The organism is Nonomuraea sp. NPDC049625 (assembly GCF_040675285.1).
Classification (GTDB): domain Bacteria; phylum Actinomycetota; class Actinomycetes; order Streptosporangiales; family Streptosporangiaceae; genus Nonomuraea; species Nonomuraea angiospora_A.
The window spans coordinates 845,795-860,292 of the sequence record NZ_JBFAOQ010000003.1 but is presented as its reverse complement, the minus strand read 5'-3'; the positions used below and the strand labels follow the sequence as shown (position 1 = coordinate 860,292).

The 14,498-nt window shown below is 72.1% G+C and carries 12 protein-coding genes; 6 read left to right on the top strand and 6 right to left on the bottom strand.

All coding sequences use genetic code 11. From position 1 onward, the window contains the following. Positions 1-6: 6 nt before the first annotated feature. Entirely contained in the window at positions 7-1,791 is a 1,785-nt protein-coding gene (locus AB0J87_RS17460; RefSeq protein WP_363966622.1) for a hypothetical protein, read from the bottom strand. A 251-nt stretch (positions 1,792-2,042) separates the two neighbouring features. Here AB0J87_RS17460 and AB0J87_RS17455 point away from each other — a divergent pair, with 251 nt between their 5' ends. The 5 genes from AB0J87_RS17455 to AB0J87_RS17435 all read left to right on the top strand — a co-directional run bounded on the left by AB0J87_RS17455 (position 2,043) and on the right by AB0J87_RS17435 (position 9,217). Then, on the top strand, positions 2,043-3,572 hold the full coding sequence (locus AB0J87_RS17455) for an MFS transporter (protein ID WP_363966264.1): 1,530 nt from the start codon (positions 2,043-2,045) through the stop codon (positions 3,570-3,572). A gap of 35 nt (positions 3,573-3,607) precedes the next feature. Beyond that, entirely contained in the window at positions 3,608-4,273 is a 666-nt protein-coding gene (locus AB0J87_RS17450; protein ID WP_363966262.1) for a DoxX family protein, read from the top strand. A gap of 314 nt (positions 4,274-4,587) precedes the next feature. After that, the gene (locus AB0J87_RS17445; protein ID WP_363966260.1) at positions 4,588-6,174 is read left to right on the top strand and encodes a Coagulation factor 5/8 type domain-containing protein; all 1,587 of its coding nucleotides are present in this window, start codon (positions 4,588-4,590) and stop codon (positions 6,172-6,174) included. A 43-nt stretch (positions 6,175-6,217) separates the two neighbouring features. Next, positions 6,218-7,240, top strand: a complete 1,023-nt coding sequence (locus AB0J87_RS17440) for a LacI family DNA-binding transcriptional regulator (protein WP_363966259.1) — start codon at positions 6,218-6,220, stop codon at positions 7,238-7,240. A gap of 132 nt (positions 7,241-7,372) precedes the next feature. Next, a complete protein-coding gene (locus AB0J87_RS17435; RefSeq protein ID WP_363966257.1) occupies positions 7,373-9,217 on the top strand; it encodes a ricin-type beta-trefoil lectin domain protein in 1,845 nt (614 codons plus the stop codon). On the opposite strand, the gene sthA is transcribed toward AB0J87_RS17435, so the two are convergent. Beyond that, entirely contained in the window at positions 9,218-10,633 is a 1,416-nt protein-coding gene (sthA, locus tag AB0J87_RS17430) for a Si-specific NAD(P)(+) transhydrogenase (RefSeq protein ID WP_350739158.1), read from the bottom strand. 60 nt (positions 10,634-10,693) lie between these two features. On the opposite strand from sthA, the gene AB0J87_RS17425 reads away from it, so the two are divergent. Next, complete coding sequence (locus AB0J87_RS17425) at positions 10,694-11,524, top strand: PhzF family phenazine biosynthesis protein (RefSeq protein ID WP_355204586.1); 831 nt, start codon at positions 10,694-10,696, stop codon at positions 11,522-11,524. On the opposite strand, the gene AB0J87_RS17420 is transcribed toward AB0J87_RS17425, so the two are convergent. From AB0J87_RS17420 to AB0J87_RS17405, 4 genes are read right to left on the bottom strand one after another with little or no spacing between them, the layout of a single operon-like run. Then, positions 11,502-12,338: a biotin-dependent carboxyltransferase family protein gene (locus tag AB0J87_RS17420; RefSeq protein ID WP_350739153.1), complete on the bottom strand. Its 837-nt coding sequence runs from the start codon at positions 12,336-12,338 to the stop codon at positions 11,502-11,504. The genes AB0J87_RS17425 and AB0J87_RS17420 overlap by 23 nt on opposite strands. After that, positions 12,335-12,949, bottom strand: a complete 615-nt coding sequence (locus AB0J87_RS17415; protein ID WP_363966254.1) for an allophanate hydrolase subunit 1 — start codon at positions 12,947-12,949, stop codon at positions 12,335-12,337. The genes AB0J87_RS17420 and AB0J87_RS17415 overlap by 4 nt, the downstream gene beginning before the upstream one ends. Beyond that, complete coding sequence (locus tag AB0J87_RS17410) at positions 12,946-13,701, bottom strand: 5-oxoprolinase subunit PxpA (RefSeq protein WP_350739149.1); 756 nt, start codon at positions 13,699-13,701, stop codon at positions 12,946-12,948. The genes AB0J87_RS17415 and AB0J87_RS17410 overlap by 4 nt, the downstream gene beginning before the upstream one ends. A 23-nt stretch (positions 13,702-13,724) precedes the next feature. Continuing rightward, a complete protein-coding gene (locus AB0J87_RS17405) occupies positions 13,725-14,495 on the bottom strand; it encodes a thioesterase family protein (protein WP_363966252.1) in 771 nt (256 codons plus the stop codon). Between the last annotated feature and the right edge of the window lie 3 nt (positions 14,496-14,498).

Here is a 14,498-nt window from a genome sequence, read left to right as displayed (position 1 = left end):
TTCTAGCTAGCGGCGCTGGTGCCGCCCAGGGAATTCGCCGACGAGCACTTGTTTGGGGGTGACGCGCAGGACGTCGGAGTCGGGCTGGGCGATCCCGCGTACCTCCACCCAGAACCGCCGCTGCAGCGGGTCCGCCGCGAACACCGCCACCCTGGGGTCGGCCGCGATGGCGTCCCACGCCTCCAGTTCCGTGATCACCCGGAGCTCGCCCGACGAGGTGACGGTCGCCACCGCGCCGGCGACCCGGGGGCCGAGGGCGTCGCCGTAGGAAAGGACGATGCTGCGGGCGTACGAGAAGGTCTGGCGCACCTCCGCGTCCAGCGTGACGGACGGCTCGGCGCCCACGGGCAGGTCGCACATGATCAGGGAGGTCCGCCACGGGCCCGGCCCGCCCCGCCACCAGGCCCGCGCCGCCCGCGCCCCGAACACGGCCATCGCCGCCGCGAGCGCGCCCAGCCCGAGCCGCCACGCCCACGTCGCCGCCGGCTCGGCCCGCCAGGCCTCCAGCAGCCCGCCCGCCGCGCAGGAGGCCGCGGCCAGGACGACGAGCGCGGTCGCGGTGGGCAGCCACCGGTCGCCGCTGTGACGGGCGCGCAGGTAGCCGCGCACCATCGGGTACGGCACCGCCACGGCGGCGACGGCGGCCCTGGGCTCCACCGCGAGCGCCCCGCCCACCAGCGGGACCAGCACGGACCAGGTCCTGCCGAGCAGGATCCAGAGCAGGACGCCGGCGTTCCTGCGGGCGGTGCGGTCGATCTGCGCCGCGTGGGCGTGCTCCCGGGCCTCCCGGGCGCGCGTGGTCTCGGCCAGCGCCAGGAGCGGGCGGCCGCGCCACGTCTCGGCCAGCGCCCGTACGGCCGCCAGCGCGGGCCAGCCCAGGACCACGATGCCCGCCAGCCCCGCCCAGACCGGGTCGAGCGCGGACGGAACGGATGGCACCGCCCCCAGAAGCAGCCAGGCGGCGAACGCGACCACCGACACGGCCGCCGACACCACCGCCGCGCCGAGCCAGGGATCCCGGCAGAGCATCGCGGGCACGTACGACCACAGCCCCACCCGCCGCGCCTGCCTGACCGTGAGCGGCGCCAGGAGCACCAGCACGGCGAACCCGCCGAGCTGGGTGTCCCGGTCGAGGAGGAGCGCGGCCCCGGCGATCGCGAGCGTGGCGAGCGCGACCAGCAGGCGGGCCTGGCGGGACCAGACCTCGAGCGCCCGCCTGACCCGGCCCGTCTCGCGCGGGTCGACCGGCCAGGCGGGGTCGTGGTGCGGGCGGGGGCGGTCCCAGCGCAGCAGGGACAGGCCGAGGTTCATGCGGGCCTGGGGGTTCGCGGGGTCGGCGGCGAGCGCGGCCCGGTACGACCGCTCGGCGCCGGTGTGGTCGCCGCCCAGCAGGGCCAGGTCGCCCAGCATGACCTCGGGATCGGGCCGCTCCGGCGCGAACTTCCCTGCCAGCGTGGCGTGCTCCACCGCCTCCCGCGAGCGGCCAGGGGAGCGCCGCAGGATCGCGGCCAGGCGCAGGCGGGCCGGCCAGGAGCCGCGGGCCAGCTCCACGGCATGCTCGGCGGCGGGCAGCGCGTCGGCGTCGCGGCCCAGCCGTTCGTGGGCGAGGCTGATGAGCCGGTACGCCCATTCCGCGCCCGGATCCAGCTCGGCCGCGCGGCGGGCGGCGTCGAGCGCGGACTCGGGGCGGCCGGCGTTCAGCCTGGTCAGGGCCTCGTCACACCATTCACGTGAGGATCGGTCGGAAATATCGCCATTTCTGTCACTTTCGTCGCTCCCCACGGTCTCCATGATCGGGTCGAGGGCGAACCCTGGATAGATGCCGACATATGGCTGTATCTCTCTAGAGAGGTAACGGGGCATCTGTGGATCAGTCGATACTGCTATGACAAGTGCTGGACATGCCCTAAGCTGCGACGCAAGCCGGAGTGCGAGGAGTCGAGGCGGAGGAGCTCGGGAGGAGCGAGCGTCGAGCCGGGCTCCCGCCGCCGACCAAAGAGCACGTGCGGGCCCTGTCAACGGATCGGCCTGCAAGGAGGCCCATGACCGTCATACAGGCCGCACCCCTCGTACGGACTGCCGATCGGGAGCACGGGGACCGCCGCTGGTCCATTCTCGTGCTGCTCTGCGTGAGCCTGCTGCTGATCACCGTCGACGCGACCGTCCTGCACATCGCGGTGCCCGCGCTCACTGCCGCGCTGGAGCCGTCCGCGGTGCAACTGCTGTGGATCATCGACATCTATTCGCTGGTGGTCGCGCCGCTGCTGATCATGTTCGGCACGCTCGGCGACCGGTACGGGCGCAAACGGCTGGTGCTGTGCGGCTACGTACTGTTCGGGCTGGCCTCGGCCGGGGCCGCGTTCGCCCCGACGCCGCTGACCCTGATCCTGGCCAGGGCGCTGCTCGGCATCGGCGGAGCGATGATCATGCCGGCCACGCTGTCCCTGATCCGCCAGATCTTCACCGACAGGCGCGAGCGCGCCATCGCGCTGGGCGTCTGGAGCGCGGTGGCGGCGGCCGGCGCGGCCGTCGGCCCGCTCATCGGCGGCGTGCTCGTCGGCATCTGGTGGGGCGCCGTCTTCCTGATTAATGTGCCGATCCTGCTCGCGCTGATCCCCGCCGCCGTCCGCCTGCTGCCGGACTCGCCGGGGCGCAAGGACAGGGGATGGGACGGCGCGAGCGCGGTGCTGTCGGTGCTCGGCATCCTGGCGCTGGCGTTCGGGCTGAAGGAGGCGGGCTCGGGCAGCCTGATGCCGCTGTGGGCGTCGGTGCTGGTGTTCCTGGCCGGGCTGGGGCTGCTCTTCCTGTTCGTACGCCGCCAGACGCGCCTGCGCCACCCGCTGCTGGAGGTCGGGCTGTTCCGGCGGCGCGAGTTCACGACCGGGGTGGCCGGCGTGCTGCTCGGCGTGTTCGCGCTGGTGGGCCTGCAGCTCATGCTCGCCCAATACCTGCAGCTCGTGCTCGGCGACAGCCCGCTGCGCGCGGCGATCCGGATGTTGCCGCTGGTGATCTCGGCCATCTCCGGCGGGCTCGCCGCCGCCCACATCCTGCCGCGCATCGGCATGCGGACCACGATGAGCGGCGGGCTCGGGCTCGTCGCGCTCTCCCTCACCCCCACGCTCTCCTGGGGCGTCGAGGGTCATCCCGTGATGCTGGCGTTCTGCTTCGTGGGCATCGGGTTCGGGGTCCAGGTCGCGCTGCTGGCCGCCTCCGACACGATCATGTCCGCGGCGTCGGAGTCCCAGGCGGGCGGGGCCGCGGCCATCGAGGAGACCGCGTACGAACTGGGCGCCGGCCTGGGAGTGGCCGTGCTCGGCACGATCACCGCCGTCGTGTACGCCCCCGGCCTGCACTCGGTGCCCGGCGTGTCCGCCAGCGGCATGGACAAGGCCAGGCAGTCGCTCGCGGGCGCGGCGCACGTCGCGCACGAGGTGGGCGGCAGCGCGGGCGGCGCCCTGCTCGACGCGGCCCGATGGGCCTTCGTGAACGCCCTGCACACGACCGTGGTCGTGAGCGTCGTCCTGCTCAGCCTGACCGCCGTCGCGGTGGCCACGCTGCTCAGCCGTGATTGAGGTGTGCCATGTCCCGATTAGGGCAGACAACTACCGTGAAACAGGCCCTTCGTGATCTTGCTGCTTTAGTCGCCCGCGTCGGCGTGGGCGGCATCTTCTTCGCGAACGGCTGGACCAAGCTGGAAGACGGGCTGAAGGCCACCGGGGCGAAGTTTCTCGCGCAGGGCGCTCCCGCACCCGGCGCCTGGGCCACGGTGACCATGCTCACCGAGCTCATCGGCGGCGCGCTGCTGATCGCGGGCCTGGCCGTCTCGGTCACGGGCCTGATCCTCTTCGCCGAGGCGCTGGGGGTCTTCGTGGTGGCCCCGCCGCTCAACCCCATCAGCCTGAACGAGCTCATCCTCCTGGGCGCCGCCTCCCTCCTGCTCGCCGTGGTGGGCGCGGGACGGGTGTCGGTGGACCACATGGTGGTGATCAGGCGGAGGGAGTCGGAGGCGGCGAACGAGTTCGCGGCCGACACGGAGGCGGACCGCGTCATCGCCTCACTCCGGGGACCCGACAAATCACCGGCTCCGGAGCCGGAGGCGAAGGACGAGCCCAAGGACACCGCCGCCACGGAGGACACGGCGCCCCATCCCCGGCCGCGCGCCAAGAGCGGGGAGACGAGCCGCGCGGAGGACCCCGCACCGGCCCCGGGCGACACCCTGGTCGCCGGCCGCAAGAAACCCACCGCCCGCACCCGCCGCCCACCCTCCGACTGACCGTCCCGCCGTCTCGCGCGTCCTCCGGCTGACCCGTCGCGCCGTCTCGCGTGCGCCGTCTCGCGGTCGGATCGCCTGGCCGCCGACCGCGTTGCGCCGAGCTCCGCCGCACCCCGCCTCGCCGACCCGGCGCCGGGTGAGGCGGAGGCCGCGCGTCACCTCCGCCTGGAGGCCCTCGCGGCGGGCGGTGGGCCGGGGCCGTCCGGGGGTGCGTGGCATGTGAGATGGGCTCATGTTTGGGTCTTGCTGGTCACGCGGACGCGGCGGATGCTGGTGGGCGAGCCCCCGGTACCCCCAGCCCCGTGAGGTGCCCCATGCCGCGCCGCTCAGCCCACCGGTTGATCGTCCTCGTGCTCCTCCTCGCCGGCACCCTGGTGATCCCCCAGGCCACGGCCACCGCCAAGACCACCACCACCACGGCAGCCCAGGTCAGCGGTTTCATCGACGCCCACAGCCACCTCTTCTCCTACGAGGCGTTCGGCGGCCGGCTCATGTGCGGCAAGCCGTTCGACCCCGACGGCATCGCCAAGGCGCTGACCGACTGCCCCGACCACTACCCCAACGGCGAACTGGCCTGGTTCGAGAACTTCACCCGCAAGGGCACGGTCACCGGCACCCACGACCCCGTCGGCTGGCCCACGTTCAGGGACTGGCCGGCGAACGACTCGCTGACCCACCAGCAGGCCTACTACACCTGGGTCGAGCGCGCCTGGCGGGGCGGACTGCGGATCCTGGTGAACGACCTGGTGGCCAACCGCCAGCTGTGCGCGATCTACCCCCTGAAGAAGAACTCGTGCGACGAGATGACCATCATCAGGCTCCAGGCCCAGCGGGCGAGGGAGCTGCAGGACCACATCGACGCCGAGCAGGGCGGGCCGGGCAAAGGCTGGTTCCGGATCGTGGCCGATCCGGCCGAGGCCCGGCAGGTCATCCAGGCCGGCAAGCTGGCCGTGGTCCTGGGGATCGAGACCTCCGAGCCGTTCGGCTGCCGCCAGATCCTGGGCATCCCCCAGTGCACCAGGGCGCAGATCGACCGGGGCCTGGACGAGATGTACGCGCTGGGCGTACGCAGCATGTTCGTCTGCCACAAGTACGACAACGCCCTGTGCGGCGTGCGGTTCGACTCCGGCACCCAGGGCGCGATCGTCAACCTGGGCAACTTCCTCGGCACCGGCTCCTTCTGGCAGGCCCGCACCTGTACGACCCCCGAGCACGACAACCCGATCGACCCGGGCGGCGTCCTGCCCGACCCGATCGCGGGCCTGCTGCCTCCCGGGATCTCGCTGCCGGTCTATCCCCCCGCCCCGCACTGCAACACCAGGGGCCTGACCGCGCTGGGCGAGTACATGGTCCAGGGCATGATCCGCCGCGGCATGCTGATCGAGCTCGACCACATGAGCGTCAAGGCCGCCGACCGCACGCTCGACCTGCTCGAAGCCGCCCGCTACCCGGGCGTGATCTCCTCCCACAGCTGGGCCGACCCGCTCTACTTCGACCGCATCTACGCCCTCGGCGGCATGATCACGCAGTACGGCCACGACGCGGAGCACTTCGTCGCCGAGTGGGCCCGCACCAGACCCTCCAGGCAGGCGCACCAGGTCGCCGGCTACGGCTACGGGCTCGACGTCAACGGCATGGGCAGGCTGCCGGCCCCGCGGGCGGGCGCCAACGGGGTGACGTACCCGTTCAGGTCGTACGACGGCAGCGTGCTCCTGGACCGGCTGCGCACCGGCCAGCGGGTGTGGGACGTCAACACGGACGGCGTCGCCAACTACGGCCTGGTGCCCGACTGGATCGAGGACATGCGGATCATCGCCGGCGACGAGATCGTCCGGGACATGGCGGCCGGCGCCGAGTCCTACCTCCGCACATGGGAGGCGGCCACCTCGGCCAGGCCGTGACCGCCCCGGCTATTCTGGCGGCAGGGCGGAGCGAGGGGCGTGGATGGCGGCCAGGTCCGGCAGGGCGCGCGCGACGGTGCGTGACGTCGCGGCGGAGACGGGGCTGTCCATCGCCACGGTCTCCCGCGTGCTCAACGGCCAGGCCAACGTCGCCCCGCACACCCGGGAGCTGGTGCTGCGCGCCGTCGGGCGCCTCGGCGACCAGGCGCCGCGGCCGCGCACGATCCACGACCCGTCGGCCGGCGCCGTGTACGTGCGCTGCCCGTACGTGCTGACCGACTATTTCGGGCTCATCGTCTCCTCGGTGGGGGAGACCATCGAGCTGCACGGAAGGCAGATGATCCTCGGCGCGGGCGAGGCCGCCCAGGACGCCCCGGTGCTCGCCGGGCTGCCCGGCAGGCAGGGCGTGGCCGGCGCGATCCTCGTCCTGCCCCCGGAGCCGGGCGACGAGCTGGTACGCCTGCGCGACAGCGGCTTCCCCTTCGTGGTGATCGACCCGCGGACCCCGCCCCCCAAGGACATCGCGGCGGTCTCGGCCGCTCACTTCGCGGGCGGGCGCAAGCTGATGGCGCACGTGGTCGGGCTGGGCCACCGCCGGGTCGGGATCATCGGCGGCCCGGTGGAGTGGCTGCCGAGCGAGGCCAGGCTCGCGGGTTACACGGCCTCGCTGGCGGACGCCGGGGTGCTGCCCGAGCCCGAGCTGCTGCGCAGCGTGCCGGAGCCGAGCACCGAGTACGGCTACCTGGCGGCCTGCGAGCTGCTCGACCTGCCGGAGCGGCCGACGGCGCTGGTGGCGTTCAACGACAAGATGGCCGTCGGAGCGCTGTGGGCGGCGGCCGAGCGCGGGCTGAGCGTTCCGGGCGACCTGTCGGTGGCGGGCTTCGACGACATCGACGTCAGCAGGGCCACCTCGCCCGCCCTCACCACGGTGCGCCAGCCCCTGCAGGAGATGGGCCGGATGGCGGTCACGCTGCTGATGCGGCTGCTGAGCCGCCACACGGTGGAGGCGCTGCACGTCTCGCTCGAGACCGAGCTGATCGTCCGCGGCTCCACCGGCCCCGCCTGATCGTTTCATTTGTTTCATAGCCACAAATGGGCCTTGACGCTGCCCATGACCCGTGGTCACCTAAAAGAAAGTTTCTTTATTGTTTCATTTGTTACATGGACATCACCCCCCGCCCGGAAGGGAAACAACGCCGTGTCCCGAATACTCACGCTTGTCTGCGCGGCCGTGCTGGCGCTGGCCGTGCCCGTCCCGGCGTACGCCGCCGGCGAGACGGTGAACGTCTGGCTCACCACCACCTCGGACTCCGGAGGCCGGAACGTCACCCGCGGCCTCGCGCAACAGACCCCGATCGCCTTCGGCTCCGCCGGCGGCAGCGCCAACCAGACGATCACCGTCAACGAGGGCACCACGTACCAGCAGTTCGAGGGCGGCGGCGCGTCGATCACCGACACGACCGCGTACCTGCTGCGCGGCGGCCCGGTCAGCGCGGCCACGCGGGACGCGACCATGCGCAAGCTGTTCTCGCCCACGGACGGGATCGGCCTGTCGTTCGTCCGCAACCCGATCGGCGCCTCCGACCTGTCGCGCCCCGGCATGGTCTCGCTCGACGACACCTGCTGCGATCTCAACGACTTCGGCGCCAACGGCTACGACACCAACGTCCGCCTGCTGACCGTCCAGGCCAAGCAGCTCAACCCGGAGCTGCGGGTCAAGGGCGTGCCGTGGAGCGCGCCCGGCTGGATGAAGGACAACGGCCGGATGGACCAGATGGGCTGGCTGAAGTCGCAGTACTACGCCACGTACGCCCAGTACTTCGTCAAGTACGTCCAGAGCTACCAGGCCGCCGGGGTCCCGGTGAACTACATCTCCGTCCAGAACGAGCCCAACTGCTGCCAGGCGTCCAACCCGACCGCCATGAACTACCCCGGCATGAACTGGAACTCCTCCGGCCTCATCGAGCTGACCAAGAACTTCGTGTACCCGGCCTTCCGGGCCGCCGGCATCACCACGAAGGTGCTCGTACACGACTGGAACTACGGCGACTACGGCCAGATCGGCGGCCCCATCCTGGCCGACGCGGCGCTGCGGAACGACCCGCTGTTCGGCGGCATCGCCTGGCACGGCTACTTCGGCGACCCGGCGGTCGGCTCGCAGGTGCACGACCAGTATCCGTCGGTGCCCCAGTTCAGCACCGAGCACTCCGGCGGCACCTGGATCGGCAACCAGCACAACGAGGACATGGCCGACATCGTGAACTACACCCGCAACTGGAGCCGCAGCCTGGTCAAGTGGAGCCTGGCGCTCAACCAGCAGATGGGCCCGCACAACGGCGGCTGCGGCACCTGCACCGGCCTGATCACGGTCCAGGAGGGCGGCTCGCGCGCCGGCCAGGTGGACTACACGATCGAGTACTACACGACCGGCCACCTCACCAAGTTCGTCAGACCTGGCGCGTACCGGATCGACTCGACCGCCAACTCCACGGTGCAGAACGTCGCCTGGCGCAACCCCGACGGCTCCAAGGCCCTGATCGCCCACAACGGCGGCACCTCGGCCCAGTCGGTCAGGGTCAACTGGGGCAACCAGTCGTTCGTGTACACGCTGCCCGCCCGTACCACCGCGACCTTCACCTGGTCGGGCACGCCGGGCGGCAACCCGGCCGGCGCGATCACCGGCCTGGGCGGCAAGTGCGTCGACGTGGCCGGCGGCAGCAGCGCGGACGGCGCGGCCGTGCAGCTCTACACCTGCAACGGCACCGCCGCCCAGCAGTGGACCCGCCCGGGCGACGGCACGCTGCGCGCGCTCGGCAAGTGCCTCGACGTGGTCGACCGCGGCACCGCCGACGGTAGCAAGCTCCAGCTGTGGTCGTGTTCGGGCGGCGCCAACCAGCAGTGGACCTACACCTCGGGCCGCGACCTGGTGAACCCCGCCGCGAACAAGTGCGCCGACGTCACCGGCAACTCCAGCGCCGACGGCACCCGGCTGCAGATCTGGACCTGCACGGGCGCCGCCAACCAGAAGTGGACGCTGTCGTGATCACATGCCGGCGGTGAGGCGGGCGACCACCCGCATCTTGTTCATCGCGTCCAGCGCGGCCACCTTGTACGACTCGGCCAGCGTCGGATAGTTGAACACGGCGTTGACCAGGTAGTCGATCGTCCCGCCGCACCCCATGACCGTCTGCCCGATGTGCACGAGCTCCGTCGCCCCCGTGCCGAACACGTGGACGCCGAGCAGCCGCCGGTCCTCGGGGGAGACGAGGAGCTTGAGCATCCCGTACGAGTCGCCGATGATCTGCCCCCTGGCCAGCTCCCGGTACCGCGAGATGCCCACCTCGAACGGCACCTTGTCCCGGGTCAGCTCGTCCTCCGACCGGCCGACGAAGCTGATCTCGGGAATGGTGTAGATCCCGATGGGCGGCAGCTCGCGGGCGTCCTCGACCGGCTCCCCGCACGCGTGCTGCGCGGCCACCCGCCCCTGCTCCATGGAGGTGGCCGCCAGCGCGGGGAAGCCGATCACGTCGCCCACGGCGTAGATGTGCGACACCTCGGTGGCGTAGTTGGAGTCCACCGAGATGCGGCCGCGGGCGTCGGCGGCCAGGCCGGCGGCCTCCAGGCACAGCTCGGCGGTCTTGCCCTGGCGCCCGGCCGAGTACATGACGCAGTCGGCGGGGATCTTCTTGCCGCTCTCCAGCAGGGTCAGCGCCCCGCCGGGGCGGCGCTCGACGGCGGCCACGTTCTCCCCGAAGCGGAACGTCACGGCCAGGTCGCGCAGGTGGTACTTCAGCGCCTCGACGATCTCCAGGTCGCAGAACTCCAGCATGCGCTCGCGCCGCTCGATCACCGTCACCTTGGTGCCGAGGGCGGCGAACATGGAGGCGTACTCGATGCCGATGACCCCGGCCCCCACCACGACCAGGGTCTCGGGGATCCGGTCGAGGTGCAGGATCGCGTCGGAGTCGATGATCGTCCTGTCGTCGAACTCGACGCTGTCCGGACGGGCGGGCGAGGTGCCGGTGGCGATCACGACCTTCTCGGCGGTGATCTTCGTCTCCTCGGACTTGCCCTCCTCGTGCGTGATCCCGATCGTGTGCGCGTCCAGGAACCGGCCGGTGCCCTGCAGCACCGTCACGTGGTTGCGGGCGAGCTGGCTGCGGATCACCTGGATCTCGCGGCCGATCACGTGCTGGGTGCGCATCCCGAGGTCGGTGACCGTGATCTCGTCCTTGACGCGGTAGCTGGCGCCGTACAGCTCCCGCTGGTTGAGCCCTGTGAGATAGAGGACGGCCTCCCTGAGGGTTTTGGAGGGGATCGTCCCCGTGTTGATGCACACGCCGCCGAGCATGTGTCGTTTCTCGACCACGGCGACACGCTTGCCGAGCTTCGCCGCCGCGATCGCGGCCTTCTGTCCACCTGGCCCGGAACCCAGGACCACAACATCAAAGTCCGCCACACCGTCCAGTCTGCTGGTGGCGTGTTAACGGGAAAAGACCTGTCTGCGAGACTCCGAATTATGTTGCGCCCTTTCACCGAGGTTGACGTCTTCACCACCACCCCGTACCACGGGAACGCGCTCGCGGTCGTGCTCGACGGCCAGGGGCTGACGACCGAGGAGATGCAGCGGTTCGCCACCTGGACGAACCTGGCCGAGACCACCTTCCTGCTGCCGCCGACCACACCCGAGGCCGACTACCGGGTACGGATCTTCACCGCGTCCGTGGAGCTGCCCTTCGCCGGGCACCCGACCCTCGGCACCTGCCACGCCTGGCTGGAGGCCGGGGGAGTGCCGCACCAGGAGGGCGAGATCGTCCAGGAGTGCGCGGCCGGGCTGGTACGGGTACGCAGGAGCGGCGACGGGCTGGCCTTCCACGCGCCGCCCCTCGTGCGGTCGGGCCCCGTGGAGGAGCCGCTGGCCGGGCGGATCGCCGAATCCCTCGGGATCGGGCGGGCCGACATCGTGGACATGGAGTGGGCCGACAACGGCCCCGGCTGGATCGCGGTGCTGCTCGCGGACGCCGAGTCCGTGCTCGCGCTGCGCCCGGGCCTCGTCCCCAACTACGTGGGCGTGGCGGGCCCCTACCCCGAGGGGGCGCCGTACGACTTCGAGGTGCGGGCGTTCACGCACGCGCACGGCTCCACCATCGAGGACCCGGTGACGGGCAGCCTCAACGCCTCCATGGCCCAGTGGCTGCTGCGCTCGGGCCGGGCCAAGGCCCCGTACGTGGCCAGACAGGGCACGGTGCTGGGCTTCTCGGGCCGGGTGCACATCTCCACCGACGCCGAGGGTGACGTGTGGGTGGGCGGCTCCGTGCTGACCTGCGTCACCGGCCAGGTCGAACTGTGAACCGCACCTCGTCGCCCGGCCGCAGCTGGGCGGCGACCGGCAGGTCCGCCTCGCGTACGACGCCGATCACCGGGTAGCCGCCCGTCGGCGGGTGGTCGGCGAGGAAGACGATCGGCTGCCCGCTCGGCGGCACCTGGATCGCCCCGGTGACCATCCCCTCGCTCGGCAGCTCGCCCTCCTTGGCCCTGACCAGCTCGGCGCCGCTCAGCCGTACCCCGACGCGGTTGCTGTCCTGGCTCACCGAGTACGGCCGCGCGCACAGCTCGGCCAGCGCGTCCGGCACGAACCAGTCGTCCCGCGGCCCCGGCGTCACCCGCAGCACGGCGGGCCGGGGCCCGGGCGGCGGCGCCAGGTCGACGGAGATCACGCCTTCGGGCCGCCCGACGGGCAGCAGCGTGCCCGCCCGCAGCGGCTCCGGGCCGAGCCCGGACAGCGAGTCGGTGGAGCGGCTGCCGAGCACCGGCTCCACCGCGATCCCGCCGCGCACGGCCACATAAGTGCGCAGCCCCCAGTCCGGCATGCCCAGCCGCAGCTCCGTGCCCTTCGCGACCCAGTACGGCGACCCCATCCCCGCCGCGCTGTCCACGGGCGCGCCCGCCAGCGCCACCCATGCCCCGTCGTGGAACAGCAGCCGCGCCATGCCGAACGTCAGCTCGATCCCCGCCAGCCCCTCCGGGTTGCCCACGAGCCTGTTGGCCAGCCGCAGGCTCGGCGCGTCGGCCGCCCCCGAGCGGGGCACCCCCAGGTGGGCGAGGCCCGGCCGCCCCAGATCCTGGACGGTCGCGTACGGCCCGGCCGCCATCACCTCGATCATGTGGGTTGAAACCGTACGCGCACGCCCGGCCTGAAGAGCGAGGGTGGGTCGGCCGTCACGTCCCACACCCGCACGGAGGTGCGCCCGATCAGCCGCCACCCGCCCGGCGAGGCGCTCGGGTAGACCGCCGAGTACGGCCCCGCCACCGCCACCGACCCGGCCGGCACCGACGTGCGCGGCGTGTCGAGCCTGGGCGTCTCCAGCACCGGATCCAGCCCCGTGAGATAGGCGAACCCCGGGGCGAACCCCAGCCAGCCCACCACCAGCTCCCGCCCCGCGTGCCGGGAGACCACCTCGTCCACCGGGATCCCGGCCAGTGCCGCCACGGAATCGAGATCCGCCCCGTCATAGACGACGGGAATCGTCACGACCTCCCCCTCGGCCGCCCGTACACCGGCCCTGTCCCGTTCGCGGCCGACGACGTCCGCCAGAACCGCCCGCAGCCGCGCCTGATCCGCCCCAGGAGCCACCACGAGCACCGTCTCCGGCCCCGGCACGATCTCCACCACCCCGGCCGGCAGATCGGCCCGCAGCGCCGCGTCCAGCCGGTGAGACAGCTCCAGCGAGCCGGTCTCCACGAGCAGCCCGTGCTCCCCGGCCGCCCGGATCACGCGAACGCCTGCAGGACCACTCCGGCCGCCAGCAACGCGTCCCGCACTCCCTGCGCCAGCCGGACGGCGTCAGGCGTGTCGCCGTGCACGCAAATGGAACGTGCCGAAACCGGGACAGAACTGCCGTCGATGGCCGTCACGGAGCCGTGCACGGCCATCCGGCACGCTCGGTCGGCCACCGCGGCGGGGTCGTGGATGACCGCGCCCGGCTCCCTGCGCGACACCAGAGTCCCCTCGGGGGTGTACGCGCGGTCGGCGAACGCCTCGTTCACGGTCGGGACGCCCGCGGCGGCCGCCACCGCGTGCACCACCGAACCGGGCAGCGTGAGCACCGGCAGCGAGGGGTCGTAGTCGGCCACCGCGTCGATCACCGCCGCCGCCTGCACCTCGTCGCGGCAGATCCGGTTGTAGAGCGCGCCGTGCGGCTTGATGTACGAGACCCGGCCGCCCATGGCTTTGGCGATGCCGTCGACGGCCGCGAGCTGGTACAGCACCTCGGCGCACAGCTCCTCCGGCTCGGTGTCCATCTCCCTGCGCCCGAAGTGGGCCAGGTCGCGGTAGGACACCTGCGCGCCGATCGTCACCCCGCGGTCGACGGCCGCCGCGCACGTGCGTCTGATCGTCACGGGGTCGCCCGCGTGGAAACCGCAGGCCACATTGGCGCTCGTGACGATGTCGAGCAGGGCGAGGTCGTCGCCGAGCCGCCAGACGCCGAACCCTTCACCCAGGTCGGCGTTGAGGTCGATCACCATGGCAGTAGAGGCTATCTCGGCGCCTATCTCGGTGCGACGAACAACGTCTGGATCGCCGTACCGACTTCACCTGTGCCGTCGTACAGGGTGGACCGGGTCAGGCCCCTGCCGGACGGGCCGACGACCGTGGCGGCGTCCATGCAGATCCATTCGCCTTCGGGGGCGCGGAACAGCGAGATGGTCAGGTCCACGTTCACGAACACGTGCGTGTCGAAGCCGAGGGCGGCGCTGACGCCGTTGCCGCTGTCGGCGAAGGCGGCCAGGCGCTCCATCGGGGTGAACTCCTCGCCCTCGACCAGCGGCACCGTGAACCGGCCCCAGACCGTGGCGGGGCCGGGCCGCATGGGGCCGCCTTCGGCGAAACGCCAGTCGAGCGCGCGGCCGTACCCGAATCCCGAGCCGAGCCACGAGCCGGCGACCTCCTCCGAGGGCGGCGGGACCGGCCCCGGCGGCCCGGGGACCGGCGAGGCGGGCGTGTCGGCCGTACGGATGCGCCAGGCGCTCGCCCTGGCGTACGCGCGGCCGCCGGACGAGACGCTGGCCGACAGGCACTGCACGCGCTTGCCGTCGCGGGTCACGTCGGTGGCGATCTCCAGCTCGGCCACGGGCACGGGGGCGAACACGTCCACCACGAGCTTGGACAGTTCCAGGCCCGGGCGCGGCGCGGTCTGGGCCAGCTCGTGGACGATCAGGGCGGTGACCGGGCCCATGTGCTGGGTGCGCGGGTCCCACGGACCCTGCGTGTGCTCGGACGACCGATAACGCCCTTCGGTCAAGCGGGTGTACATCGCCATAGA